Source organism: Streptomyces sp. NPDC087310, assembly GCF_044744405.1.
Classification (GTDB): domain Bacteria; phylum Actinomycetota; class Actinomycetes; order Streptomycetales; family Streptomycetaceae; genus Streptomyces.
The window spans coordinates 297,121-322,251 of record NZ_JBIUYF010000001.1; the positions used below are offsets into that span (position 1 = coordinate 297,121).

Sequence of the window (25,131 nt, forward strand, 5' to 3'; positions counted from 1 at the left end):
TACGCGTGGGGACGGTGAGGACGCGATGGGGACGGTGAGGCGTGAGCGAGGGGCGAAGGGCGGCGCGCGCAGCGCGTCTGACCTCCTGAAACGTACGGCGGCGCGGCATACGCGGGCCATGGCGCCAACCCCCGGAAGGGGTAGGGGGTTTACGGGGGGTGGGGGTGTTGCTGGCTACACCTGTCCGGTCGGCGGGGTGAGCCACGTCACGGCTGCGACCGCTCCGTACGAGGGGACGGGTGGGGTACCCTCGGCGGCTCCGACCCCGCAGTAGTCAAATTTGAGGAATGCGTCTTCGCTGTGCACAGGCTTCCCGCGGCAACGCTCTCCCGGACCACCGAACTCGCCCGCTGTTCCACCGTCTTTCTTCCCGCGGATCCGGCCCGCGCCGGCCGGATCGCCTACTGGCATCCCGACGGCGCGGCGCCGCCGTCCGCCCCGGGCTCCCTGGAGGAACTGGTCGTCGTCGACACCGAGGGCCACCTTCTCACGGTCAGGGCGCTCCTGGTGCCCGTGGCCGGCGCGCTCCCCTCGCTGACCCGCGGACGCGCCGCGCCCGACGCCTCGCCGTCGGCCGCTTTCTGGGGCACGGCCGCCCTGTTCGCGCTGCAACTCGTCGCCCGAGGGCTGCTGTTGCCCGGCCTCACCGGCACCGATCACGACGGCTGGCGGGTCGGCCCGCTCGCCGCGCGGGACCTGGAGCACATACGGGCACTCTCGGCGTCGATGCCGCCGACCGCGCACGCCGTCCCGCTGCTCACCCCGCCCGCCTCCACCGCCCCCACCGCGCCGGCGCCCGACACGCTCCTTCTGCCCGCGCAGGAAGGGCTGTTGAGGGACTTCCTGGACGCGGTCGCGGACACGCTGCCGCGGTCCCCCGCCGCCTCGGTCGTCGCCGGCGGACCCGCGTTCGCCGCCACCCCCGCGACGCCGCCGCGCCGGTTTCCCGAACTCCGCGGCTGGGCCGCCGATGTGGCCGCCGGACACGACGCGGGTGTACGCCTCTCGCTCCGCGTCGAGCTGTCCGGCCTGCCGGATCCCGACGGCCTCCCGGACCTCCCGGATCTCCCCGGCTCCGCCGAACCGCCGCCCGCCGGGGGCGACATGGCGGCGGGGGCCGGGGCGGTCTTCCGCGCCGTGCTCCAGATGCACAGCGTCAGCGACCCCGCGGTCGTCGCCGACGCCGCCGATGTGTGGTCCGGCTCAGCGGGTACGGGCTTCGCCCCGCGCGCCCGGATGGACGCCCTGCTCGCCCTGCGCCGCGCCGCCCGCGCCTGGCCGCCGCTCACCCCGCTGCTCTCCGCAGCCGCGCCCGACGCCGTCGACCTCGCCGACGAGGAGGTCACCGAGCTGCTGGGCGAGGCGTCCGGGGCGCTCGCCGCGACCGGCGTCCAGGTGCACTGGCCCAAGGAGCTGGCCCGCACCCTGACGGCACGCGCCGTGATCGGACCGTACGGCGACGACGCCGAACCCACCGACGGGCCGGGTCCGAGGGAGAGAGCGGACAGCGAGCTGTCCTCCTTCCTCTCCGCCGACGCGCTGCTCGCCTTCGACTGGCACTTCGCGCTCGGCGATCAGCGGATCGGCCGGGCCGAGCTCGACCGGCTCGCCGAGGCGAGCCGCCCCCTCGTGCGGCTGCGCGACCAGTGGGTGCTCATCGACCCGGCGGAGATCCGGCGGGCCCGGGAGAGCCAGGACCGCACGCTCACCCCGGTCGACGCGCTCGAAGCCGTGCTGACCGGCTCCACGGAGGTCTCGGGCCGCCGGGTCGAGGTGCGGGCGGCGGGCTGGCTCGCGGCGCTCCGCGACCGGATCGCCGACCCCGCCGGCGCGGAGCCCGCGATCGGGCAGCCCGCGGCGCTCGCCGCGACCCTGCGCGACTACCAGGTGCGCGGGCTCGACTGGCTGCACCGGATGACCTCGCTCGGTCTCGGCGGCTGTCTCGCCGACGACATGGGCCTCGGCAAGACCATCACCCTGATCGCCCTCCATCTGCACCGGCAGACCGACCCGTCGGCCGCAGGACCCACCCTGGTCGTCTGTCCCGCCTCGCTGATGGGCAACTGGCAGCGCGAGATCGAACGGTTCGCGCCCGGCACGCCCGTGCGCCGCTTCCACGGCGCCGCCCGCGCCCTGGACGGCCTGGCGGACGGGGAGTTCGTCCTCACGACGTACGGCACGATGCGGCTGGACGCGGAGCGGCTCGCCGGTACGGACTGGGGACTGGTCGTCGCCGACGAGGCGCAGCACGTCAAGAACCCGTACTCGGCGACGGCCAAGCAGCTCCGCGTCCTCGGCGGGCGGGCCAGGGTCGCGCTCTCCGGCACCCCCGTGGAGAACAACCTCTCCGAGCTGTGGGCGATCCTCGACTGGACGACTCCCGGGCTGCTCGGCCGCCTCGGCACCTTCCGTACCCGCTACGCGCGCTCCGTGGAGAGCGGCGACGATCCGGCGGCGGCCGAACGGCTGGCCGCGCTGGTCCGCCCGTTCCTGCTGCGCCGCCGCAAGTCCGATCCGGGCATCGCGCCCGAACTGCCGCCCAAGACCGAGACCGACCGGGCGGTCTCCCTGACCGCGGAGCAGACGGGGCTCTACGAGGCGGTGGTACGGGAGACCCTCGCGGCGATCTCGGCGGCGGACGGCATGGAGCGGCGTGGTCTGATCGTCGCCCTGCTGACCTCGCTCAAACAGATCTGCAACCACCCCGCGCAGTATCTGAAGGAGGAACAGCCACGCCTCGCGGACCGCTCGGGGAAGCTGGAGCTGCTGGACGAACTGCTCGACACGATCCTGGCGGAGGGCGCGAGCGTCCTGGTCTTCACCCAGTACGTACGGATGGCGCGGCTGCTGGAGTCCCATCTCGCGGCGCGTGGCGTGCCGACGCAGTTCCTGCACGGCGGTACGCCGGTCCCGGCGCGCGAGGCGATGGTGGACCGGTTCCAGAACGGCGAGGTCCCGGTGTTCCTGCTCTCGCTGAAGGCGGCGGGCACGGGGCTCAATCTGACCCGCGCCGAGCATGTGGTGCACTTCGACCGCTGGTGGAACCCGGCCGTCGAGGCGCAGGCGACGGACCGCGCCTACCGCATCGGCCAGCACCGCCCCGTACAGGTCCACCGGATGATCACCGAGGGCACGATCGAGGACCGCATCGCGGACATGCTCGCCCGCAAACAGCGGCTGGCCGACGCGGTGCTGGGCTCCGGCGAGGCCGCGCTGACCGAACTGACCGACGCCGAGCTGGCGGACCTGGTGGAGCTGCGAGGGGGCGCCCGATGACGAACGGCACGGAGAACAGCCGGGAGAACGGCGGCGAGTTCACCCGTACGGAGGGCCACGAGCCCGACGCCGAGCGGACGTTCGCCGCGCTGCCCCCGGCCCACGGCCGGGGCTTCGCCGGGACCTGGTGGGGCCAGGCATGGCTGAAGGCGCTGGAGGACACCGCGCTCGACGGCCAACAGCTCAAGAAGGGGCGGAGGATGGCCCGCGAGGGCGCGGTCGGCGCGGTCTCCGTACGGCCGGGCCGGATCACCGCGGTCGTCAGGGACCGGGACGGCACCGCACAACGAAGCGACGTGCTGCTCCAGCGGCTGGGCGCGGAGGAGTGGGACCGGTTCCTGGACATGGCGGTCGACCGGGCCGGCCATATCGCGGCGCTGCTGGACCGGGAGATGCCGCCGCACCTGCTGGAGGACGCGGCGGACGTCGGTATCGAGCTGCTGCCCGGCATCGGTGATCTGGAGCCGGAGTGCGCTTGTGAGGCGTGGGACCACTGTCCGCACTCCGCGGCGCTCTGCTACCAGGTGGCCAGGCTGCTCGACCAGGACCCGTTCGTCCTGCTGCTGATGCGCGGCAGGAGCGAGCGCGGGCTGCTCGACGAGCTCCAGGTACGGAGTGTCGCGCGGGCCGCGCGGTCGCGGCAGGACGACGGGGAGGCGGCGGACGGCGGCGCGGCGCCGCAAGGGCCCGCCGGGGTGTCCGCCGTGGCGGCCTTCGCTGCGGGCGGCCTCCTGCCGCCGCCGCCCGCTCCCCCGGGGCCGCCGGCCGCTCCCGGGCAGCCGCCGACGCTCGACACGGAGACCGCGCCGCCCGAGGGGATCGACGCCGACGCGCTGGAGTTCCTGGCCGCCGACGCGGCGGCGCGCGCCCTGCGGCTGCTCGCCGAGGCGCTGGCCCCGGACCCTCACGAGGCTCCGTGGGAGGAGGAGCTGACACCGCGCCAGGACGGGGTACGGCTCGCCGCCGCGAGCGGGGGCGAGCGGTTCGCGGCGCGGCTGGCCTCCGGCACAGGCCGGCCGCGGGCGGAGCTGGATCTCGCCGTACGGGCCTGGCGGTACGGCGGCGCCGCGGCCCTCGCCGTACTGGAGGACGAGCGGACCCCGGAGCCCGAGGAGCTCGCCCGGGCCGGAGCGGCGCTCGACGCGGCCTGGGAGGGCGGGGACCGGCCGGGGCTGCGCGCCGTCGGCCGGGGCCGCTGGACCGTGCCGGGCGCGGGGGTCCAGCTCCGGTACGGAGCGGACGGGCGCTGGTGGCCCTACCGCAAGGAGGGGTCCCGCTGGGCCCCGGCGGGACCGGCGGACCACGACCCGGCGGCGGCGTTCGCGGACGCCCTCGGATCAGGGGACGCCCCGCCGCCGGGGTCCGAGGCGCCCGCCGGCTGACCCGGACGCGGGCCGCGTTCCCGGCGCAGGACGCTTGCCGCGCCGGGGCGCCCGGGCGACGATGGTCGGGTCCGGAGGGACCCGACCGGGGAGGGCGCGGTGACCGACACCTGGGTGGCTCTCGAAGCGGGCGCCGACCCGGCCGAGCGCCGTGGCGCGCTGGGCAGGGCGTACGAGTCGTTCGCGACCGCCGGCCGGGTGGACCGGCCCGTACGGTCCGTGGTGGCGGCCTCCTGGCGGCGGTCGGCGCGGGCCCGGGTCAGCCCGGAGGGCACCGCGGCCGTCGAGCTGTCCGACGACGAACTGGCCGCGCACCGGGACGGCCATCCGCTGGCCGGGGTGATGCCGCTCATCCGCGAGTTGACGGACGCGTACGCCCTGGACGGCGAGCATCTGATGGCGGTGTGCGACGCGCACGGCCGGCTGCTCTGGGTCGAGGGCCACCCGGCGACGCGGCGGCTCGCGGGGCGGATGAACTTCGTCCCCGGGGCGCGCTGGTCGGAGGCGGTGACCGGTACGAACGCGCCGGGTACGGCGCTCGCCGTCGACCGCCCCGTGCAGGTCTTCTCCGCCGAGCACTTCCAGCGGCCCGTACACCCGTGGACCTGCGCCGCGGCGCCCGTCCACGATCCGCACAGCGGGCGGCTGCTGGGCGCGGTCGACATCACCGGCGGCGACCGGCTGGCCCATCCGCACAGCCTGGCGTTCGTCGGCGCGGTCGCGCGGGCCGCCGAGTCGCATCTCGCGCTGGTCGCGCCGCCACCCGCCGCCGACTCCGTACGGCTCTCCTCGCTGGGCCGCGACGAGGCGCTGCTCGTGGCGGGCGGCGACAAGCTCCGGCTCAGCCGGCGGCACAGCGAGATCCTGACCCTCCTCGCGCACCGCCCGGAAGGCGTCGCCGGGGAGGAGATGCTGCTGGAGCTGTACGAGGACGAGTCGGTCACCCCGGTCACGCTGCGCGCCGAACTCTCCCGGCTGCGCGCGCTGCTCGGCCCCGGGCTGCTGCGCTCCCGCCCGTACCGGCTGGCGGCACGGGTCGACGCGGACTTCGACACGGTGGCCCGGCGGATCGCCTCGGGCGCGGTGACCGCCGCGATGAGCGCGTACGCCGGGCCGCTGCTGCCCGCCTCCCGGGCGCCCGCGGTCGTACGGCTGCGGCAGCGGCTGGCCGGTCAGGTGCGCGCGGCGCTGATCGCCCGCGGCGACCCGGGGCTGCTGGCGGACTGGGCGTACAGCCCCTGGGGCGAGGACGACCTGCCCGTGTGGCGGGCGCTCGCCGCCGTGCTCCCCGTACCGCAGCGTCCGGCGGCGCTGGCGCGGGTCCGGGAACTCGACGCGTGGCAGCGCGCCTGACGGGACATCCGGCGGCCGGGCGGCCCGCCCCCGCAGGCGAAACCGGGCATATCTCCTTACTGTCGGTGGAGAGCGCGCCCTGGTGCGCGGCCGGCCGGACCCGCCGGGCCGCTCCGGGCGCCCCATCCGAACCGGAGGAGCCCGCATGCCGGAGCTGTTCATCGGCGGCACCTGGACCGCCGCCGTCGGCGGGCAGGTGCGCGAGATCCGCTGCCCAGCGGACGGCACCCTGGTCGCCACGGTCGACGAGGCCGGACCGCCGGACACCGCCGCCGCCATCGCGGCGGCCCGTGACGCCTTCGACAGCGGGCCCTGGCCCAGGACCCCGGCCGCCGAACGGGGCAGGCTGCTGCTGCGCGTCGCGGACCTGCTGGAACGCGACAAGGCGGTGCTCGCCCGAGCCGAATCCCTCGACACCGGGAAGCGGCTGGTGGAGAGCGAGTACGACATGGACGACATCGCCAACTGTTTCCGCTACTTCGGCCATCTGACGGCCGCGGGCGGTACGGACCGGATCGTCGACACCGGCGATCCGGCCGTCGACAGCCGGGTGGTGCACGAGCCGGTCGGGGTGTGCGCGCTGATCACACCGTGGAACTATCCGCTGCTCCAGACCTCCTGGAAGGTGGCCCCCGCGCTCGGCGCCGGCAACACCTTCGTCCTCAAGCCCAGCGAACTGACCCCGCACACCGCCATCCTGCTGATGCGGCTGCTGGCCGAGGCGGGACTGCCCGACGGCGTCGCCAATCTGGTCCTGGGCGCCGGGCCGACGGCGGGCGGGCCGCTCAGCACGGACCCCCGGGTCGACATGGTGTCGTTCACCGGCGGGCTGGTGACCGGACGGCACATCATGGCCGCCGCGGCCCCGACGGTGAAGAAGATCGCCCTGGAGCTGGGCGGCAAGAACCCGAACATCGTCTTCGCCGACGCCGACTACGAGGCGGCCGTCGACTACGCGCTGACGGCGATCTTCCTCCATTCGGGCCAGGTCTGCTCGGCCGGGGCGCGGCTGCTGGTCCAGGACGAGCTGCACGACAGGTTCGTGACGGACATGGTGGAACGGGCGCGGGCGATCCCGCTCGGCGGCCCGTTCGACGAGCACGCCCGTACCGGACCGCTGATCTCCGCCGCGCACCGCGCCAAGGTGGAGGCGTACGTGGCGGCCGGGCTCGCCGAGGGCGCGGTGCTGCGCTGCGGCGGCGCGCGCCCCGACGACCCGGCGCTGCGCGACGGCTTCTACTACCTGCCGACCGTGCTGGACGAGTGCACGCCGGAGATGTCGGTCGTACGCGACGAGTCGTTCGGCCCGGTCCTCACCGTCGAGCGGTTCCGCGACGAGGAGGAGGCACTCGCGCTCGCCAACGACACCATCTACGGGCTGGCCGGGGCGGTCTGGTCGCAGGACGTGGGCCGGGCGCACCGGGTCGCGTCGCGGCTGCGCGCCGGCACCGTATGGATCAACGACTTCCAGCCGTACGTCCCGCAGGCGGAGTGGGGCGGGATGAAGCAGTCCGGCTTCGGCCGTGAACTGGGCCCGGCGGGGCTGGCCGAGTACCAGGAGGCCAAGCACGTGTGGCGCAATCTGTCCCCGAAGCCGCTGGGGTGGTTCGTATGAGCACCGGTCCGGGACAGGAGCCGGCGGGTCCGGCGCCCGAGAACCGTACGGCCGACGAGATCCAGAGCCAGGACGACGACGACTCGCTCAAGGCGTTCGGCTACAAGCCGGAGCTGAAGCGCACGCTGGGCAACTTCCACACCTTCGCGGCCGGGATCAGCTACATCTCGATCCTGACGGGGACGTTCCAGCTCTTCTACTTCGGGGTCAAGTTCGCCGGTCCCGGCTACTGGTGGTCGTGGCCGATGGTCTTCCTCGGCCAGCTCATGGTGGCGCTCTGCTTCTGCGAGCTGGCCGCGCGCTACCCGGTGGCCGGTTCGATCTACAACTGGTCGAAGAAGCTCGGCGGTCCGCACATCGGCTGGCTGGGCGGGTGGATGATGGTGACGGCCACGATGGTCTCGCTCGCCGCGGTGGCCCTCGCGTACCAGATCACGCTGCCGCAGATCTCCAGTGTGTTCCAGGTGATCGGGGACGGCACCGGGCCGACCGACGCGGCGGCCAACGCCGTACTGCTCGGCACGGTCCTGATCGTCTTCACCACGCTCGTCAACGCCTTCGGCGTCAAGCTGATGGCCCAGATCAACTCCGCCGGGGTGATGATCGAGCTGATCGCCGCCATCGTACTGATCGGGCTGCTGGCGGCCCACATCACCCGCGGCCCCAGCGCGATCGTGCAGACCAACGGCTACGGCGCGGGCGAGTCGCTCGGCTACTTCGGCGCCTTCCTGACCGCCTCGCTCGCCTCCGCGTACGTGATGTACGGCTTCGACACGGCGTCGTCGCTGGGCGAGGAGTCGCTCAACCCCAGCCGCAACGCGCCGCGGGCGATCCTGCGGGCGCTGATCGCGTCGTTCCTCATCGGCGGACTGATCCTGCTGTTCGCGCTGCTGGCCGTGCCGGATCTGCACTCCCCGAGCCTGGCCGTGGACGGGCTCCAGTACGTGGTGCTCTCCACGCTCGGCTCCACCGTCGGGCAGATCGTGCTGTGGTGCGTGGTCGTCGCCATCACGGTGTGCGCGCTGGCGGTGCACGCCGCCGGTATCCGGCTGGCGTTCGCGATGGCCCGGGACAACTGTCTGCCCGCGTCCTCGTGGATCGCCCGGGTCAGTCCGCGGTTCGGGACGCCGGTGGTGCCCGCCGTCTTCATCGGGCTCGTCGCCATCGTCATCCTGGTGATCAACATCAACCAGCCGCAGATCTTCTCGGTGATCACCAGCATCGCGATCATCATGATCTACGTGGCCTATCTGCTGGTCACCGTCCCCATGCTGGTCCGACGGCTGCGCGGCACATGGCAGGCGTCCGAGAACCACTTCTCGCTCGGCAGGTTCGGGCTGCCGGTCAATGTGCTCGCCGTGCTGTGGGGCGCGGCCATGTCGCTCAACCTGGCCTGGCCGCGGCCGGAGGTGTACAACGCGACCGGTCCGCACCACTGGTACCTGCAATGGGGCGCGTTCCTCTTCGTCGGCATCGTCGCGATCGGCGGCTTCGCCTACTACTGGTTCATCCTGCGCAAGCACACCGGCGTACTCGAAGCACACCGGTCGACCTGAGCACACCGGTCCCACCGACCACAAAAATCCCCCGTTCCGAGCCTGGAGCAGCGATGTCCCCGGAGAACCCTGCGCACACGTTCGACTATGTGGTGGTCGGCGGCGGTACGGCGGGAGCCGTCGTCGCCGCCCGGCTGACCGAGGACCCGGACGTCACCGTCTGTGTCGTGGAGGCGGGTCCCTCCGACGTCGGGGACGACAACGTCCTGCGGCTCGACCGGTGGATGGCGCTGCTGGAGTCCGGCTACGACTGGGACTATCCGGTCGAACCGCAGGAGAACGGCAACAGCTTCCTGCGCCACGCCCGCGCCAAGGTGCTCGGCGGCTGCTCCTCGCACAACTCGTGCATCGCCTTCTGGGCGCCCGCCGAGGACCTCGACGAGTGGGGGGCGCTGGGCTGTACGGGATGGAGCGCGGCGGAGTGCTTCCCGTTGTACCAGCGGCTGGAGACCAACGACGCGCCCGGGGACCACCACGGCCGCTCGGGCCCGGTCACCATCCGTACCGTGCCGCCCGACGACCCGTGCGGCCGGGCGCTGCTGGAGGCGTGCGCGGCGGCGGGCATCCCCGTCACCCCGTTCAACACCGGTGCCACGGTGGTGCGCGGCGCGCACTGGTTCCAGATCAACGCGCGGGAGGACGGTACGCGGTCCTCCGCCTCGGTCTCGTATCTGCACCCCCTGATCGGCGGACGGCCGAATCTGGAGATCAGGACCGGACTCACGGCCAGACGGCTGACGTTCGACGAGGCCCGGCGCTGCACGGGCGTCGAGTACCTGGAGCCCGACACCGTCCACAGCGGCGCGGTGACGGCACGGCGCGAGGTGATCGTGTCCTGCGGGGCGATCGACTCGCCGAAGCTGCTGATGCTGTCGGGCATCGGCCCGGCCGGGCATCTGCGGGACACCGGCGTGGACGTACGGGTGGACTCCCCCGGCGTCGGCTCGCACCTCCAGGACCATCCGGAGGGCGTGATCATGTGGGAGGCGAAGCAGCCCATGGTCACCTCGTCCACCCAGTGGTGGGAGATCGGCATCTTCGCCGACACCGAACCGGGCCTCGACCGGCCGGACCTGATGTTCCACTACGGCTCCGTGCCGTTCGACATGAACACCTTCCGACGCGGCTACCCGACCTCGGACAACGCCTTCTGCCTCACACCGAACGTGACGCGGGCGCGCTCCCGGGGCACGGTCCGTCTCCGTACCCGCGACTTCCGGGACAAGCCCGAGGTCGACCCGCGCTACTTCACGCACGAGCACGACATCCGGGTGATGACGCACGGACTCCGGCTCGCCCGGGAGATCACCGCCCAACCGCCGATGGCCGACTGGACCGGCGCCGAACTGGCCCCGGGTCCGGGCGCCCGTACCGACGAGGAGTTGTTCGCGTACATCCGCGACACCCACAACACCGTCTACCACCCGGCGGGCACGGTACGGATGGGCCCGCCCGGCGACCCGGACTCGCCGCTGGATCCGTCGCTGCGGGTCAAGGGGGTGAGCGGGCTGCGGGTGGCGGACGCGTCCGTGATGCCGTTCCTGCCGGCCGTCAATCCGTGCATCACCACGATGATGATCGGCGAGAAGTGCGCAGACCTGATCAAGAGCGATCAAACTGCCTCTGTCTGACCGCGGCTGCGGCAACCTGCTTGCAACGTACGAGTCCCTAGCGTGCGCAAGTGGCGTCGTCCAACGGCGGGCGGCGCCGGACATCCGGGAGGCCCCAGAGATGACCCGTTACGCAGCGCCCGGCAGCGAGGGCGCCATCGTCTCGTACGAGTCCCGCTACGACCACTGGATCGGCGGCGCGTACGTCCCGCCGGCCCGGGGCCAGTACTTCGAGAACCCCAGCCCGGTCAACGGCCGCCCGTTCACCGAGATCGCCCGGGGCACCGCCGACGACGTCGAGCGCGCCCTTGACGCGGCGCACGGCGCGGCCCCCGGCTGGGCCAGGACCTCCGCGGCGGACCGGGCGGGCGTGCTCAACCGGATCGCCGACCGGATGGAGGCGCACCTGGAGGAGCTGGCGGTCGCGGAGAGCTGGGAGAACGGCAAGCCGGTACGGGAGACCCTCGCCGCCGACATCCCGCTCGCCATCGACCACTTCCGCTACTTCGCGGGGGCGCTGCGCGGCCAGGAGGGCACGCTCAGCGAGATCGACGACGACACCGTCGCGTACCACTTCCACGAGCCGCTCGGCGTGGTGGCGCAGATCATCCCGTGGAACTTCCCCATCCTGATGGCGACATGGAAGCTGGCGCCCGCCCTGGCCGCCGGGAACACCGTGGTGCTCAAACCCGCCGAGCAGACCCCGGCCTCGATCCACCTCTGGATGAGCCTGGTCGCCGACCTGCTGCCGCCGGGTGTCGTGAACATCGTCAACGGCTTCGGGGCCGAGGCGGGCAAGCCGCTGGCGTCCAGCCCGCGCGTGGCGAAGGTCGCGTTCACCGGGGAGACCACGACGGGGCGGCTGATCATGCAGTACGCCTCGGAGAACATCAAACCGGTCACCCTGGAACTCGGCGGCAAGAGCCCGAACCTCTTCTTCGACGACATCTGGGCCGCCGACGACGACTTCCGCGACAAGGCGCTCGAAGGCTTCACCATGTTCGCCCTCAACCAGGGCGAGGTGTGCACCTGTCCGTCCCGCGCACTGATCCAGGACGGCCACTACAACGAGTTCCTGGCGGCGGGCATCGCCCGCACGGAAGCGATCGTTCCGGGCCACCCCCTGGACACGGACACGATGATCGGCGCCCAGGCGTCCAACGACCAACTGGAGAAGATCCTCTCGTACCTGGACATCGGCCGGCAGGAGGGCGCGAAGGTCCTGACGGGCGGTGAACGCATCGACCACGACGGCGAACTGGCCGGCGGCTACTACGTCCAGCCCACGATCTTCGAGGGCCACAACCGCATGCGGATCTTCCAGGAGGAGATCTTCGGCCCCGTCCTCGCGGTGACGTCGTTCAGCGACTTCGACGACGCGATCAAAACCGCCAACGACACGCTGTACGGCCTCGGCGCGGGCGTCTGGACCCGGGACATGAACACGGCGTACCGCGCGGGCCGCTCGATCCAGGCGGGCCGCGTCTGGACGAACTGCTACCACGCCTACCCGGCACACGCCGCGTTCGGCGGCTACAAGCAGTCCGGCATCGGCCGGGAGAACCACCGGATGATGCTGGACCACTACCAGCAGACGAAAAACCTCTTGGTCTCGTACTCGCCGAAGAAACTGGGCCTCTTCTAGGGGCGCGGAAAAGGGCGCCTGAACTGGGCAGTTGCCCGTCAGGCGCCCTTCGTGGCCCACGGTTGAGCAGCGAGCCGAAATATACGACTCCGCTCCCGCCATCCCTCACCGATATCCCATCTCTGACAAGCCGTTACGGGGCATTTCCGGGGCAAGGTCCCGCTCACGTGCCCTCGGCACCGCCCGTCGACTCCTCAGCCCGGATCCACCGGCTTGATGCCGGTGGATCCGGGCTGACTGGTTGAGGATCTCGGGAATTGAGGTTCCGCCCAACTCATTGCCACGGCTGTCACCGCTCGTATCGTGCGCACCATCAGTCACATCGCACCCGCAGGACTCAGACTGGGCAGCGCGAATTCGCCCCCGCCAGCGCCTACTACAAGACCCACGGGAACCGGATCATAATGACCGGATACAAGACGTCCGGCCCCGATCCCATCAGCGCAGCGTCTGCCACGCCGGAAATCTCAGCCGCGGACGCATCAATGCACTCAGCGGAATCGGAATGCGAGGTGCTCGTCGCCCACCTCACGACTTACGGAGACCGGCTTCATGACTGCGCTGTTACTGACCCTCGCCCTGCGATGACCTCCATCAGCACCCAGCCCCCCACCGGGGCGGACAGAATCCCCTTGTATCTCCCGGAGTTCGCCGCCGACCCGCACGCCGTCTACGAGCGCACGCGGGAAACCCACGGCGCCCCGTCCTCTTCCCCACCACCCGCTGAAGGAGCCCCCTGTGCCCGAGCAGCCGCCACTCGTCCTGGATCCCACCGGCGCCGACCACCACGCCGAGCACCAGGGCCTGCGCTCCCGAGGGCCGGCCACCCGCGTCGACATCCTCGGTGTCACCGCGTGGTCCGTCACCGACCCCGTGCTCCTCAAGCAACTCCTCACCAGCCCGCAGGTCTCCAAGGACGGTCGCGCCCACTGGCCGGCCTTCGCCGAGACCCTTCCCACCTGGCCCCTCGCCCTGTGGATCGCGGTGAACAACATGTTCACCGCCTACGGCGGAGACCACCGGCGCCTGCGCCGCATGGTCGCCCCGGCCTTCAGCGCCCGTCGTATCCAGGCCATCAATCCCACGGTCGAAGCGGCCGTCACCACACTCCTCGACGCCCTCGAAGCCCGGCCCGCCACTGACAGCGTCGACCTGCGCGAACTCCTCGCCTACCCGCTGCCGATCGCCGTGATCGGACAGCTCATGGGCGTCCCCGACCATCAGCGCGAGAGTTTCCGCGCCGTGGTCGACGGAGTCTTCGACACCACCCTCACCACCGAGCAGGCCACCGCCAACACCGCCGCCCTGTACGAGGCCCTCGACGACCTGATCACCGCCAAGCGCACCGAGCCCGGCGACGACATGACCTCCCTGCTCATCGCCGCCCGCGACGACGAGGGCGACGGCAGCGGCCTCACCCACCCCGAACTGCGCGACACGCTGCTGCTGATGATCAGCGCCGGCTACGAGACCACCGTCAACGCGATCGACCACGGCGCCACCGCACTGCTGACCGACCCCGAGCAGCTCGCCCACCTCCACACCGGCCGCGCCGACTGGAGCGACGTCGTCGAGGAGACCCTGCGGCACGAACCGGCCATCAAGCACCTGCCCCTGCGCTACGCCCTCACCGACATCCCCCTGCCCGACGGACGGACCATCGTCCAGGGCGAAGCGATCCTCGCCTCCTACGCCGCCGCCAACCGCCACCCCGACTGGCACGGACCGACCGCGGACCGCTTCGACGCCACCCGGCCGTCCAAGGAGCATCTCGCCTTCGGACACGGCGTGCACTTCTGCCTGGGCGCCCCGCTCGCGCGCCTCGAAATCGCCGCCGCCCTGCGCATGCTCTTCGAACGGTTCCCCGAGATCGAACTCGCCGTGCCCGCCGACGAGCTGAAGCCCCTGCCCTCCCTGATCAGCAACGGGCACCAGGCCCTACCCGTACGGCTGCGGCCGACCACCCGCTGACCTCCGAACCGAGCCGGAAAGCCACCATGACCCGCCACCGCGCCGGCTCCTGATCAGGATCCGGCCACGCAATCACTTTGCGTCAATCACCGGTAACCAGGGGGTACGGGCGCGTGGTTGCGCGGTACACAAGGGGGCTGAGAGGTCTGTCCTGCGCAGTCGTACCAGGACGGCCGGGGTCTGTCGGTTCCCACCGCGGAGCACGGGCCCGGGGAACGGGGGAATGATGGCGGTACGTCGACGGCGTCGACGCTTGAAGAAGCGGACGCGCAGGCAACTGCGGGGCTGGGGCGCGGTGGCGGCGGTGGCCGCCGCGGTGTGGGTGGCCGGGCACTGGGCGGTGGTGTGGCCCGTCCTGGTGGCCGTGCTCGCCGCGGCCGTGGTGGGCGGGGCCGGATGGGCGCTGTTACGTGCGCACCGTCTCGCGGTCGGCAAGGACCGCGCGTGGCGGGCACAGGAAGAGGCACGGGCGCGGGAGTTGTCGATGGCCGAGGTCGACGCGTTGTCGTGGCAGGAGTTCGAGACGTATGTCGCCGATCTGTGCCGCCGGGACGGCTGCACGAACGTCGTCGTCAGCGGCGGGAGCGGCGACCTGGGCGCGGACGTCGTCGGTTACCTGGCGGACGGCCGCAAGCTTGTCGTCCAATGCAAAAAGTATGCGCCGCACCGCAGCATCTCCTCGGAGGACATGCAGAAGTTCGTCGGCACCGCCCGCCTCGAACACGGAGCGGACATCGCGTTGTTCGTCACCACCTGCCGCACGTTCACCAGGGCCGCACTGGGCCTGGCGCTACGCCAGGACATCGTGGCCCTGCACCGCGACCTGCTGGGCTCCTGGGTCAAAGGCGCCCATCTGGAAACCTTGATCCCGCTGAACGGCAGTGGCGGCGGCGCCGGACGGCGTCCCTCTGCCTGATGGGGTCGTCCGCTCCCGTCCGAGGATCTTGTCCACTGCCTCGGCGTCCCGGAATACGGGGGTGATCGGGATGACCGAGGGCACCGCGCATCCGGCCTGGCACGCGGTCCGCGACTCGCTGCGCGGTTCCGGATCGCTCCCGGAGGAAACCCGGTTGCCGGGTGATCAGCCGGACATCTACTCTCAGGCTTCATCGACGTGTAGCTCAGCAGTAGAGCACCGGGCTCTGGACCCGGAGGGCGCAGGGGCGGAACCTGCCACGTCGGCTTATGAACGACAACGCTGAACAGCAGCCTCTCACCGTGACCCTGTCCTATCCGCAGGGCCAACTGGCCAAGGCATTTGTGACCGCGCTGACCCACGAGGACGCCGACACCCGGCGCCGGGCCGAGGTGCGCGGGCAGCGCTGGCGGGAAGTCCTGGAGGCAATGGCCGCAGGCCGGCTGTCGGTCGGTTCGCGTACGCCCGTGGACGAGCTTCCGCCCTGGGTGACCCCTGAGGTGGTACGGGGTGGCTACGCCACCGGGACCGCGAGTGCGGGCGGCCCGCTCCATACCGACGAGACCGAGGCCGCGCAAAGCTTCGGGGTGCCCGCTGAGCGGCGCGCGCTCTTCGCCCACTGCCTCACCGAGCCCGGACTCGCCTGGCTGTGGGCCCGGTTGGACAGTGGCCGCTACGAGATCGGCGTGGCCGAGGAGGCCGCGCTGCTCACCATGGCCTGGCTGGTCCGGCAGGGGGAGACCGACGCGGCGCTCGACCTCGTGGCGGAGCTGGAGCCGTTCGCCGACCGGCTGCGGTTCCTGCCCCGGCCGGCGGACGGGCCCCCGGCGGACGCCACCGCCGCCGTCCATCGGCACACCGTCTCCGAGGCCGTCGACACCCTGACACGGCGGCGGCCCAACACCGCCGTCGAGGCCCAGCGCGAGGCGCTCGCCGTGTGGCAGCCGTTCAGCGACGAACTGCTCGTCCACTGGCTGCGGACGGCGCGGGACGGACAGGTCCTCGAACGTGTCCCGGATGCCGACTGGCTGGCGCGGGGCGAGGTTCTGCTCGGCCGCTACCGGCTGCTCGCCGCGGAACACACCCGCTGCACCAAGCACCGCGACCCCAAGGAGAACCTGGGCATTCTGCGCGGCGCGCTGGAGGAGACCGTTGCCGGACGGCCGCTGGATACACGCCGGCTCGGTCTGCTGCGGCACGCGGTGCGGTCCATGGTGCGCAGGCGCGGTCAGCCCGGCTCCGCCGCGCACATGGCCCTGCGACATCGCCAGACCGAGCAGGCGGCGCTTCCCTCCCACCATGGCCTGGCCCGGCTGGTGCTGCGTCGACTCGCTGTCCTTCCGCGCGAGACGGGTATCACCGACGTCGCCTCTTTCCTGGGCCCGGTGACCGAGGAGGAGAGCCGGGAGACCGGCCTGCCCGCGGGAGCAGTTGTACCTGCCACGATCCGCCAGGTGGTCGAGTCCGCGCTGAGCGCACCGCTCGGCACGCTCGTGGAGCGGGGCGTCGTCCCGTCCGCCGAGGTCCTGGCCGAGCTGGTCCCGCAGTTGGTCGCCGCCGCCACGGCGCACGCGTACGGCGACGACACGCTGCGAGCGCTGATGGCCGCGAACTACCGGGCGTTCCGCAACCGCCGTTCGTTGCTCCTGCTCAACCTGGAACGGCAGGTACGGGTGGAGGAGCTGCCCTGGGTACGAGCGGTGTCGGGGCAGCGTTCCGCAGTGCTCGGCAGTGCGGAGGGCGACGGTGCGCTCGACGTACTGCGGCAGTTGGGCGAGCTGGCCGTGCAGGCGTTCCCGGGCACGATCCTGCCCAACCCGCTCATCCGCGAGCTCGGCGTTCTTGAACGCCAGTGCGATCTGGGTGCCCCGTTCGTGGAGGAGCTGGCCGCCGACATCTTCATGGGCACGTTCAGCCCGAAGTTCCTCACGGCTGCGCGGGTCGCGGGCGAACTGCTCGGCGGCGGCACACTGTACGAGCGGTACTACGGCATCGACTACGCGGCGATACGTAATCTGGCGATCACCGAGACCAGCACGGCCTTGACCCGTTCGTACCAGGCCCGCACCTCTCCCGGTTTCGCGCGGCTGTGCGCCGAGCGGGCCGGAAAGGCGTCGCGGTCCTGGTCCGTCGCGGCGAACGGCATGGTGATCGAGCAGGCGCAGATCCTCACCACGCACAACCTGGCCACGCTGGTCCACCGGGTGGGCGTCGCTCCACAGCCCGGCTGGGCCGACCTGGCGCGCCGCTGCTTCGTGACCGTGTGCCGGCTGACCGCTCGTGTGCACCACAACCCACGGCCGTTGGGCACCATCAAGGACGCCGCGTACGCATGGCGCCAGATGGTGTTCCACCTGTCCCTGTGCCCGCCGGAGGAGCAGCGGCGGGTCATCGCGGGCCTGAACGAGGAGACGGCCCGTCACCCGGCCCATGCCGCGACCCGGCTCGTCCCCGCCCTGGCGGGCCTGGCCCTGGCCGTCGAGGGCGGAGCCTTCGGCCCTGACGGAACGGCGGACGGCGGCCCCGCCCGGCGCTTTCTGGGGTGGAGCACCGACGGGCACTGGATGCGGTGAGGACAGCGGCGGGGGCGCGGCGGTGCGACGCTGCGCTTCAGCCGCTGTGGGGTGGGGTGAAACGGTGCGGCCGTGAAGGTGCCACGGTGGTCGGCTGCCGCCCTCCGATCCGGCCGAAGGGAGGACCCGGCGGCCCAGGCCCGGCCTGCCCCGGGCGGCTGTGGCTCGGAGGGCCTAGGCTGTCACCGCTACGGAAGGGCGGTGCCATGGATGCTGACTCCCGGACCAGGGCTGCGGTCGAGGAGCACTGGCGGGCCTCGGAACGCGGGGACACCGAAGCCGAGCACGCCATCTACGCCACGGACGCGGTCCTGGACTACCCGCAGTCGGGCGAGCGGTTCCGGGGCCGGGCGGCGATCTCGGCGCAACGCGGCCGGCACCCGGCGGACCGGCACTTCGCCGTCCAGCGGATCACCGGCCATGCGAATCTGTGGGTGAGTGAATGCCTCATCACCTACGACGGTGTGCCTTCGTACTCGGTGAGCATCATGGAATTCGCTGACCAGCACGTGGTGCACGAGACGCAGTACTTCGCCGCCCCCTTCGGCGCGCCGGCCTGGCGGGCCGCGCTCGGGGAGCCGATGCCGGGCCGGACCATCGCCGGAGCCTGAATTCTCGGGCTTGCTCGGGTCCGCCGGGTGACGAGCCGTGCAGATGGGCGAACGTACCCGTCCCGCCGCCCGCACGAGGGGGGGTTGACCGTACCCGCAACTGCCCCTACCTTTCTCGCAACCCGCTGGTACATCGATTAACCATTCCTGGTTGACGTCCTCTGGTTGGAGACATCCCGCTGTGCGCTCACCTCTGAGTCGGCGTGGCTTCCTTGCCGCAGGTTCCGGTATCACCGCCGCCACCGCTCTCCCCGCCCTGTCCGGCTGCTCCTCCATCGCCTCGGCCGACTCCGATCCCGACACTCTGCTCGTCCATACCCAGTTGGGCACCACCGCACCCGGTTCGGTCACGTACACCGCCATGGTGAAACAGTTCCGGAAGGAGAATCCGGGACTCCGGATCAAGAACCTCGTCAACGGCGACGACCTTGCCCAGGTGTACGAGACCTCCCGGCTGGCCCGCAAGGAACCCGACGTCGTCATGGTCAACCTGTACGACAAGACGCTGGCCTGGACCGATGTCGGGGCCACCGTCGATGTCGAGGAGTACCTCGACGCCTGGGGGCTGCGGAAGCGGGTGCTCCCCGCCGCGCTGGCGGCGTGGACCGACGGGAAGGGACGGCTGCGCGGCTTCCCGTACTTCGCCACCAACTGGCCCATCGCCTTCAACACGGCCCTCCTCGACCGGGCCGGGGTCGGCGCGGTGCCGACCACCGGGGACGAACTCATCGGCGCGGCACGCACGTTGCGCGCCAAGGGCATCGCCCCCGTCACCGTCGGCGGCAACGACTGGACGGGGCAGAAGCTGCTCGCCCAGATCATCCAGACCTTCCTCCCCCAGGAGGAGGCCCAACAGGTCTACGCGACCGGCGACTTCGGCGGCAGGGGCGCCCGCGAGGGAATCGAGTACTTCGTCTCCCTGCGGGACGCCGGGGTCTTCGCCGACAAGGCACAGGGGCTCACCTCCGACACGATGACCACGCAGTTCAACACCCAGGCCGCCGCGATGGCGTCCGCGATGTCCTCGGCCCTCGCGAAGGTGCCGGCGGAGGTGGCCGCGCACACCGAGGTCGGCGGCTGGCCGCTCGCGCCCGGCGCCGCGCACGACAAGCCGACGATCATGCGCGCCTTCACTCTCGTCGGCTTCTGGATCAGTCCCAACGGTACGAAGAAGCTGCCCGCCGTCGAGAAGTTCCTGCGCTTCATGTACCGGCCCGACGTGGTCTCCCGCTTCATCACCGAGAGCGGCCGGGACATGGCGCTGGTGACGGACACGGTCAGCACGGACTTCCCGCTCGTGGCCGCGGCGCAGCGGCTCGGCGACCGGGTCGGCCAGGTGCTGCTGCCGGATCTGTACGTGCCCCCGGCGGCCACCCAGCCACTGATCACCGCGACCAGTACCGCCTTCACCCGGGGTACGAGCGCCGCCTCCGTACGCTCCGCCCTCGAATCCGCGTACCGCGGGGCCTGAGCGGTCGCGCCGGCGGGTGGGACGCCGCTCCCCCGGCAGCGCGACCCCCGGATCCCTCGCCCGAGCCTCCGAAAGTCAGGCCATGACGATGCTCTCGTCCGCCACCCCCGGCGGCACCACGGCCCACCGCGTCCCCGCCCGTCCGTCCCCCTCCCCCGCCGGCCGCGACCGCCGCAACCAGGGCGGCGTCATCCTGGCCGTTCCGGCGCTCTTCTGGTACCTGGTCTTCATGGTCGGCCCGCTGGTCGCCATCTTCGTCATCGCGGCCCTGCACTGGCCCGGCATGCTCCAGCCGGTCTCCTTCGCCGGGCTGGGCAACGTCCGTACGGTCCTCGCCGACCCGGTCTTCCGGGACGCCGTGGCCAACACGGCCGTCCAGCTCGCCGTCGCGCTGCCGGTGATGATCGTGGCCGCGTACATGCTGGGCTACTACGTGGCGCAGCAGCCGCCGGGCCACCGTGTGCTGCGCTACCTCCTCTTCATCCCCGGTCTGATCTCGACCCCGGCCAAGGCCATGGTGTTCTACGCGGTCCTCTCCCCGGACGGGCTGTTCAACGGGGCACTGGAGAAAGCCGGCCTGGGCTCGCTGGCCGACGCCTGGCTGGCCTCGCCCTCCACCGCGCTGCTCTGCCTGATCGTGGTGGACGTGTGGAGCGGCATCGGTTTCACCGCGGTCCTGTTCGCCGCGCGCCTGGGCAGTGTGCCGGACGAGATAGGCGAGGCCGCGCAGCTCGACGGCGCCGGACACTGGCGCACGATGTGGCGCGTCCACTACCCCGTCATCCGGGACTTCGTGGGCGTCGTGACGATGCTCCAGTTCCTGTGGACGCTGTTCGGCTCCGCCCAGAACGTACTGCTGCTCACGCAGGGCGGCCCGGGAAGCTCGTCGACGACGTTGTCCTTCCTCGTGTACCAGAAGGCGTTCATCGCGGCGGACCTCGGCTACAGCCAGACCGTCGGTGTGATCCTCTTCCTGGTCGGGCTGGCCGGTCTGCTCGTCATCCGCCGTGTCTTCCGCCAGAACTACTGAACCGATCCGCAGATCTGGAGCCCGTGCCATGAAGCCCAGTGCCACGAAACTCGGAAAGTCCTGGCTGCCGGCGCATATCCTCGCGTGGCTGTACGCGGTGCTGCTGGTGGTCCCCCTCTACTACCTGCTGGTCTCGGCGTTCAAGACGAACGACGAGGTGTTCAGCAGCCCCTTCGCGCTGCCCACCTCCCTCTCCTTCGGCAACTTCGACGAGGCGTTCTCCTCCGCCGACCTGGGCCTGGCCGTGCTCAACTCGGCCCTCGTCACCGTGTTCGCGCTCGTTCTGACCCTGCTGCTCGCCATCCCCGCGGCCTTCGCGATCGCCCGCGCGGAAGGACCGCTGGGGGCACTGGTGGAGCGGGTGTTCTCGCTCGGGTTCCTGGTGCCCACGTTCGCCGCGCTCTTCCCGACGTTCCTGCTCTCCGCGGCCACCGGGCTGTTCCACACACGCTCCTTCATGGTGCTGTTCCTCCCGGCCACGGCGATGCCGCTCTCCGTCGTCATCCTCGTCCAGTTCATGCGGACCATCCCGCGCGAGATGGAGGAGGCCGCGCGGATCGACGGCGCGTCCACCTTCGCGGTGCTGCGGCACGTCTACACACCGATGTGCATGCCGGGCATCGCGACCGTGCTGCTGCTGAACTTCCTGACCTTCTGGAACGAGTACCTCTACTCGCTCGTGATCATCGGCCCCGATCCCGCGCAGCGCACGGTGCAGGTGGCACTGCCCACCCTCAGGTCCGTGACCGGCACCGACTACGGCATCCTGACCGCCGGTACGGTATTGACCCTGGTGCCGGTATGGATCGTCTACACCGTGCTCCAGAAGCGGATGCAACAGGCTCTCGTCAGCGGGGCGGTGAAGATGTGACCCAGCATCCCCACAGGGCGCCCCGGCAACGGGACACCCCGCCCGCCCGGGCGCGCCCCACCATCAAGGCCGTGGCCGCCGCGGCCGGCGTCTCCACCGCCACGGTCTCCCAGACCGTCAACGGCACCGGCCGGATCACCGAGGCCACCCGCCGTCGCGTGCTCGACGCCGTCGCCGAGCTGGGCTGGTCCCCGAGCGCGTCCGCGACCGCGCTGCGCCGGGCCAGGACCCGTACGATCGCGCTCGTCGTACGCCGCCCCACCGACGTCCTCGGAGCCGACCCGCACTTCGGCGAACTCATCACGGGACTGGAGGGCGAACTCGCCCCGCGCGGCTACGGTCTGCTGCTCCATCTGGTCGCCGACATGGCGCAGGAGAGCGCGCTGTACGAACGGCTGGTCGCCGAGGGCCGGATCGACGGAGCGGTGCTGACCGACGCCCGCGCCGACGACCCGCGCCCGCCGCTGCTGCGCGGCCTCGGGCTGCCCGCCGTCCTGCTGAGCGCTCCCGACCCCGCCTCCCCGGTCGTGAACGTGGGGCTCGGACATCAGGACGCCGGGGTGCGCGAAGCCGTCGCGCACCTGCTGGCGCTGGGCCACCGACGGATCGCCTGTGTCACGGGCCCCGCCGATCTGACCCACACCCGGCTGCGGCGCGCCGCCTTCGAGGAAGCGCTCGCCGAGGCCGGGGTACGGCCCGTCGCCGTGCGCGAGACCGACTTCACGGAGGCGGCGGCGGTCGCCGCCACCGAGGAACTGCTGGCCCTGGCCGACCGGCCCACGGCCGTCGTGTACTCCAACGACTCGATGGCCGTCTGCGGGATCGGCACGGCCCAGCGCGCCGGGCTCGGGGTGCCGCGCGACCTGTCCGTCGTCGGGTACGACAACCTGCCGCTCGGCCGCTGGATGTACCCCCGGCTGACCACGGTGGACCAGCAGGTGCAGGCCGTCGGCGCCGCCGCGGCCCGGGCCCTGCTCACCGAGTGCGGTGAAGACGTACCGGCGCCCGTGCTCGACGGCCGGCCCCGGCTGGTCGTACGGGAGACCACCGGCCCGGCGCCCTCCGCGCCCTGACCGCCTCCCGCTCGATTTCCCTCGTCCCTCGTGCCTCTTCCCTTGTCCCTGTCCCTTTCCCGCCTCCGTATCTCAGCTCCACGTCTCGAACCGTCCACCCGCCGAGATCCAGAGAAAGATCCCATGCGACGCCACAGCGCCCAGCTCACCCATGACTCCGCCGTTCTGCCCTGGCTCGGTGCCAACTTCTGGTCCCGCAGCGGCGGTCCGCTGATGTGGCGGGACTACCGGCCGAAGACGGTCCGCGAGGAACTGGCCGTCCTGCGCGACCACGGCCTGACGATGACCCGGTCCTTCTTCTACTGGCCGGACTTCCACCCGGAACCGCACCGGATCGACGAGGAACTGTGCGACCGCTTCCGTGACTTCCTCGACGCGCACACCGAGGCGGGGATGGGCACGGTCCCCACCTTCATCGTCGGCCACATGTCCGGGGAGAACTGGGACCCTGCGTGGCGCGGCGGCCGGGATCTGTACGAGGACGTCTGGCTCGTCGGCCGTCAGGCGTGGTTCGTCTCCCAGATGACCCGGCGCTTCAAGGACCATCCCGCCGTCACCGGCTGGCTGATCACCAACGAGATGCCGGGGTACGGCCGCGTCTACCAGGTCGACCCGCCCTCCTCCGACGTCGTCACCGCCTGGGCGCAGTTCATGTGCGACGCGGTGCGCGCGGCGGGTGGTACGCAGCCGGTGTCGCTGGGCGACGGCGCGTGGGGCATCGAGGTGACCGGCCGGGACAACGGCTTCTCGCTGCGCGACACCGCGGAGTACGTCGACTTCGTCGGACCGCATGTGTACCGCTCGGACACGGACCGGCCGCGCCAGCACTACCGCGCCGCCTTCGAGTGCGAACTCGCCGCCGTCACCGGGCAGCCGGTCGTGCTGGAGGAGTTCGGCCTGTCCACCGACACCGTCTCGGCGGCGAACGCGGGCGTCTTCTACCGGCAGACGCTGCACAACTCGCTGCTCGGCGGCGCCACCGGCTGGATCGCGTGGAACAACACGGACTACGACGACCTGTGGGAGCGGTCGCCGTACGACCACCACCCCTTCGAGATGCACTTCGGCATCACCGACCACACGGGCCGGCCCAAGGAGCCGCTGCGCGAGCTGGCCGCCTTCGCGGCGGTGCTGGAGCGCGTCGACTTCGCGCGCTGCCGTCGCGGCGACGCCGACGCGGCGCTGGTGGTGCCCGCGTTCCTGGAACGCGGCTACCCCTACAGCCGGCCCGCCGACCGACCGCTGATCTTCACCTCGCTGCATCAGGGGTACGTGGCCGCGCGCGCCGCCGATCTGCCCGTCGCCCTCGTCCGCGAGGCGGACGGGCTGCCGGAGGACGCCAGGCTCTATCTGCTGCCCTCGACCCGGCAGTTGACCACCCGCACCCGGCGCGTGCTGGAGCGGCGGGCGCAGGCGGGGGCGACGGTGTACCTGTCGTTCTGCTCGGGCGAGCACCCGACGACGCGCGGCCCGTGGTTCCACGACCTGGACGGGCTCTTCGGGGTGGAGCTCCAGCTCTCGTACGGGGTGGCCGAGCCCATCGAGGACGACGTGCTGGAGATGACGTTCACCGAGGACTTCGGCTCGGTCGCGGCGGGCGAGACGCTGCGCTTCCCGGTCGCGGGGAACGAGGACAGCCGTGCCTATCTGCCGGTCGTCCCCGCCGGGGCGCGGGTCGTCGCCACCGACGCGCACGGCCGCCCGGCGCTGCTGGTCCACGAGACGGGCCGGGGCCGTACGGTCCTCGCCACATATCCGCTGGAGCACATGGCGGCCCGCACCGCCCGGGTCAACCCGGAGCAGACCCACCGGCTGTACGCGGCGCTCGCGCGGATCGCCGGCGCGGAGCGGCCGGTGACCGTCGACACGCCGTACGTTTCGGCGGACACGCTGATACGGGAGGACGGAAAGCGCTTCGTCTGGCTGGTGAGCCAGGCGGAACGGGAGCTGACCGTGCGCCCCCGCGCGGAGGGTGAACTGCACGACCTGGACAGCGGGGAGCCGGTGCGGGACGTGGTGATCGCCCCGTACGGGGTGCGCGTCCTGGAGCTGGACTGAACGCGCTCCTCCCAGGCTCCGGCACCTCGTCCCCCGCCCGGCAGGCGGATGTCCGTCGGGTTCAGCGACGCCGCGGAGACCTGACCTGGATCTGCCCCGGATCTGGCCGCGGCGTCGGCA

General features: G+C 71.9%; 16 protein-coding genes and 1 tRNA gene. All 17 read left to right on the forward strand.

Translation table 11 applies throughout. From position 1 onward, the window contains the following. Window positions 1-300: 300 nt before the first annotated feature. The 17 genes from ACIO3P_RS01340 to ACIO3P_RS01420 all read left to right on the forward strand — a co-directional run bounded on the left by ACIO3P_RS01340 (window position 301) and on the right by ACIO3P_RS01420 (window position 25,011). Window positions 301-3,276 carry an SNF2-related protein gene (locus ACIO3P_RS01340; RefSeq protein ID WP_401849783.1) on the forward strand — a complete coding sequence of 992 codons (2,976 nt, stop codon included), beginning with the start codon at window positions 301-303 and terminating at the stop codon, window positions 3,274-3,276. Then, window positions 3,273-4,658: an SWF or SNF family helicase gene (locus ACIO3P_RS01345; RefSeq protein ID WP_401849784.1), complete on the forward strand. Its 1,386-nt coding sequence runs from the start codon at window positions 3,273-3,275 to the stop codon at window positions 4,656-4,658. Before ACIO3P_RS01340 ends, ACIO3P_RS01345 begins: the two co-directional genes overlap by 4 nt. Window positions 4,659-4,757: 99 nt before the next feature. Further along, window positions 4,758-6,011, forward strand: coding sequence for a GAF domain-containing protein (locus tag ACIO3P_RS01350; RefSeq protein WP_401849785.1), 1,254 nt, complete (start codon window positions 4,758-4,760; stop codon window positions 6,009-6,011). 145 nt (window positions 6,012-6,156) lie between these two features. Continuing rightward, entirely contained in the window at window positions 6,157-7,626 is a 1,470-nt protein-coding gene (locus ACIO3P_RS01355) for an aldehyde dehydrogenase family protein (RefSeq protein WP_401849787.1), read from the forward strand. Further along, entirely contained in the window at window positions 7,623-9,182 is a 1,560-nt protein-coding gene (locus tag ACIO3P_RS01360) for an APC family permease (protein WP_401849789.1), read from the forward strand. Before ACIO3P_RS01355 ends, ACIO3P_RS01360 begins: the two co-directional genes overlap by 4 nt. A gap of 53 nt (window positions 9,183-9,235) precedes the next feature. Beyond that, complete coding sequence (locus tag ACIO3P_RS01365; protein WP_401787370.1) at window positions 9,236-10,813, forward strand: GMC family oxidoreductase; 1,578 nt, start codon at window positions 9,236-9,238, stop codon at window positions 10,811-10,813. 100 nt (window positions 10,814-10,913) lie between these two features. Then, window positions 10,914-12,437 carry an aldehyde dehydrogenase family protein gene (locus tag ACIO3P_RS01370; protein ID WP_329822710.1) on the forward strand — a complete coding sequence of 508 codons (1,524 nt, stop codon included), beginning with the start codon at window positions 10,914-10,916 and terminating at the stop codon, window positions 12,435-12,437. Between the two features lie 738 nt (window positions 12,438-13,175). Beyond that, window positions 13,176-14,408 carry a cytochrome P450 gene (locus ACIO3P_RS01375; RefSeq protein WP_401849790.1) on the forward strand — a complete coding sequence of 411 codons (1,233 nt, stop codon included), beginning with the start codon at window positions 13,176-13,178 and terminating at the stop codon, window positions 14,406-14,408. A gap of 226 nt (window positions 14,409-14,634) precedes the next feature. Then, entirely contained in the window at window positions 14,635-15,324 is a 690-nt protein-coding gene (locus ACIO3P_RS01380; RefSeq protein WP_401849792.1) for a restriction endonuclease, read from the forward strand. A gap of 194 nt (window positions 15,325-15,518) precedes the next feature. Further along, window positions 15,519-15,590 (forward strand) — tRNA-Gln (locus ACIO3P_RS01385). 3 nt (window positions 15,591-15,593) lie between these two features. After that, complete coding sequence (locus ACIO3P_RS01390) at window positions 15,594-17,897, forward strand: hypothetical protein (protein ID WP_401849793.1); 2,304 nt, start codon at window positions 15,594-15,596, stop codon at window positions 17,895-17,897. Window positions 17,898-18,103: 206 nt separating this feature from the next. Next, window positions 18,104-18,508 (forward strand): nuclear transport factor 2 family protein, encoded by a 405-nt coding sequence (locus ACIO3P_RS01395; protein ID WP_401849795.1) that lies wholly within the window; start codon window positions 18,104-18,106, stop codon window positions 18,506-18,508. A 181-nt stretch (window positions 18,509-18,689) separates the two neighbouring features. Further along, on the forward strand, window positions 18,690-19,979 hold the full coding sequence (locus ACIO3P_RS01400) for an ABC transporter substrate-binding protein (RefSeq protein ID WP_329822706.1): 1,290 nt from the start codon (window positions 18,690-18,692) through the stop codon (window positions 19,977-19,979). An 82-nt stretch (window positions 19,980-20,061) separates the two neighbouring features. Then, window positions 20,062-21,009, forward strand: a complete 948-nt coding sequence (locus ACIO3P_RS01405; protein WP_329822705.1) for a sugar ABC transporter permease — start codon at window positions 20,062-20,064, stop codon at window positions 21,007-21,009. Between the two features lie 28 nt (window positions 21,010-21,037). Then, the gene (locus tag ACIO3P_RS01410) at window positions 21,038-21,880 is read left to right on the forward strand and encodes a carbohydrate ABC transporter permease (RefSeq protein WP_329822704.1); all 843 of its coding nucleotides are present in this window, start codon (window positions 21,038-21,040) and stop codon (window positions 21,878-21,880) included. A 71-nt stretch (window positions 21,881-21,951) separates the two neighbouring features. Next, window positions 21,952-22,953, forward strand: a complete 1,002-nt coding sequence (locus ACIO3P_RS01415) for a LacI family DNA-binding transcriptional regulator (protein ID WP_401787635.1) — start codon at window positions 21,952-21,954, stop codon at window positions 22,951-22,953. A 123-nt stretch (window positions 22,954-23,076) separates the two neighbouring features. Beyond that, on the forward strand, window positions 23,077-25,011 hold the full coding sequence (locus ACIO3P_RS01420; RefSeq protein ID WP_401787354.1) for a cellulase family glycosylhydrolase: 1,935 nt from the start codon (window positions 23,077-23,079) through the stop codon (window positions 25,009-25,011). The last annotated feature ends 120 nt before the right edge of the window (window positions 25,012-25,131 follow it).

Bases quoted from the DNA above. Each gene is read 5' to 3' on its own strand.
- ACIO3P_RS01355 (WP_401849787.1), top strand. From the start codon at position 6,157: ATGCCGGAGCTGTTCATCGGCGGCACCTGGACCGCCGCCGTCGGCGGG.
- ACIO3P_RS01405 (WP_329822705.1), top strand. From the start codon at position 20,062: ATGACGATGCTCTCGTCCGCCACCCCCGGCGGCACCACGGCCCACCGC.
- ACIO3P_RS01420 (WP_401787354.1), top strand. From the start codon at position 23,077: ATGCGACGCCACAGCGCCCAGCTCACCCATGACTCCGCCGTTCTGCCC.
- ACIO3P_RS01410 (WP_329822704.1), top strand. From the start codon at position 21,038: ATGAAGCCCAGTGCCACGAAACTCGGAAAGTCCTGGCTGCCGGCGCAT.
- ACIO3P_RS01360 (WP_401849789.1), top strand. From the start codon at position 7,623: ATGAGCACCGGTCCGGGACAGGAGCCGGCGGGTCCGGCGCCCGAGAAC.
- ACIO3P_RS01345 (WP_401849784.1), top strand. From the start codon at position 3,273: ATGACGAACGGCACGGAGAACAGCCGGGAGAACGGCGGCGAGTTCACC.
- ACIO3P_RS01380 (WP_401849792.1), top strand. From the start codon at position 14,635: ATGGCGGTACGTCGACGGCGTCGACGCTTGAAGAAGCGGACGCGCAGG.
- ACIO3P_RS01390 (WP_401849793.1), top strand. From the start codon at position 15,594: ATGAACGACAACGCTGAACAGCAGCCTCTCACCGTGACCCTGTCCTAT.
- ACIO3P_RS01370 (WP_329822710.1), top strand. From the start codon at position 10,914: ATGACCCGTTACGCAGCGCCCGGCAGCGAGGGCGCCATCGTCTCGTAC.
- ACIO3P_RS01365 (WP_401787370.1), top strand. From the start codon at position 9,236: ATGTCCCCGGAGAACCCTGCGCACACGTTCGACTATGTGGTGGTCGGC.
- ACIO3P_RS01395 (WP_401849795.1), top strand. From the start codon at position 18,104: ATGGATGCTGACTCCCGGACCAGGGCTGCGGTCGAGGAGCACTGGCGG.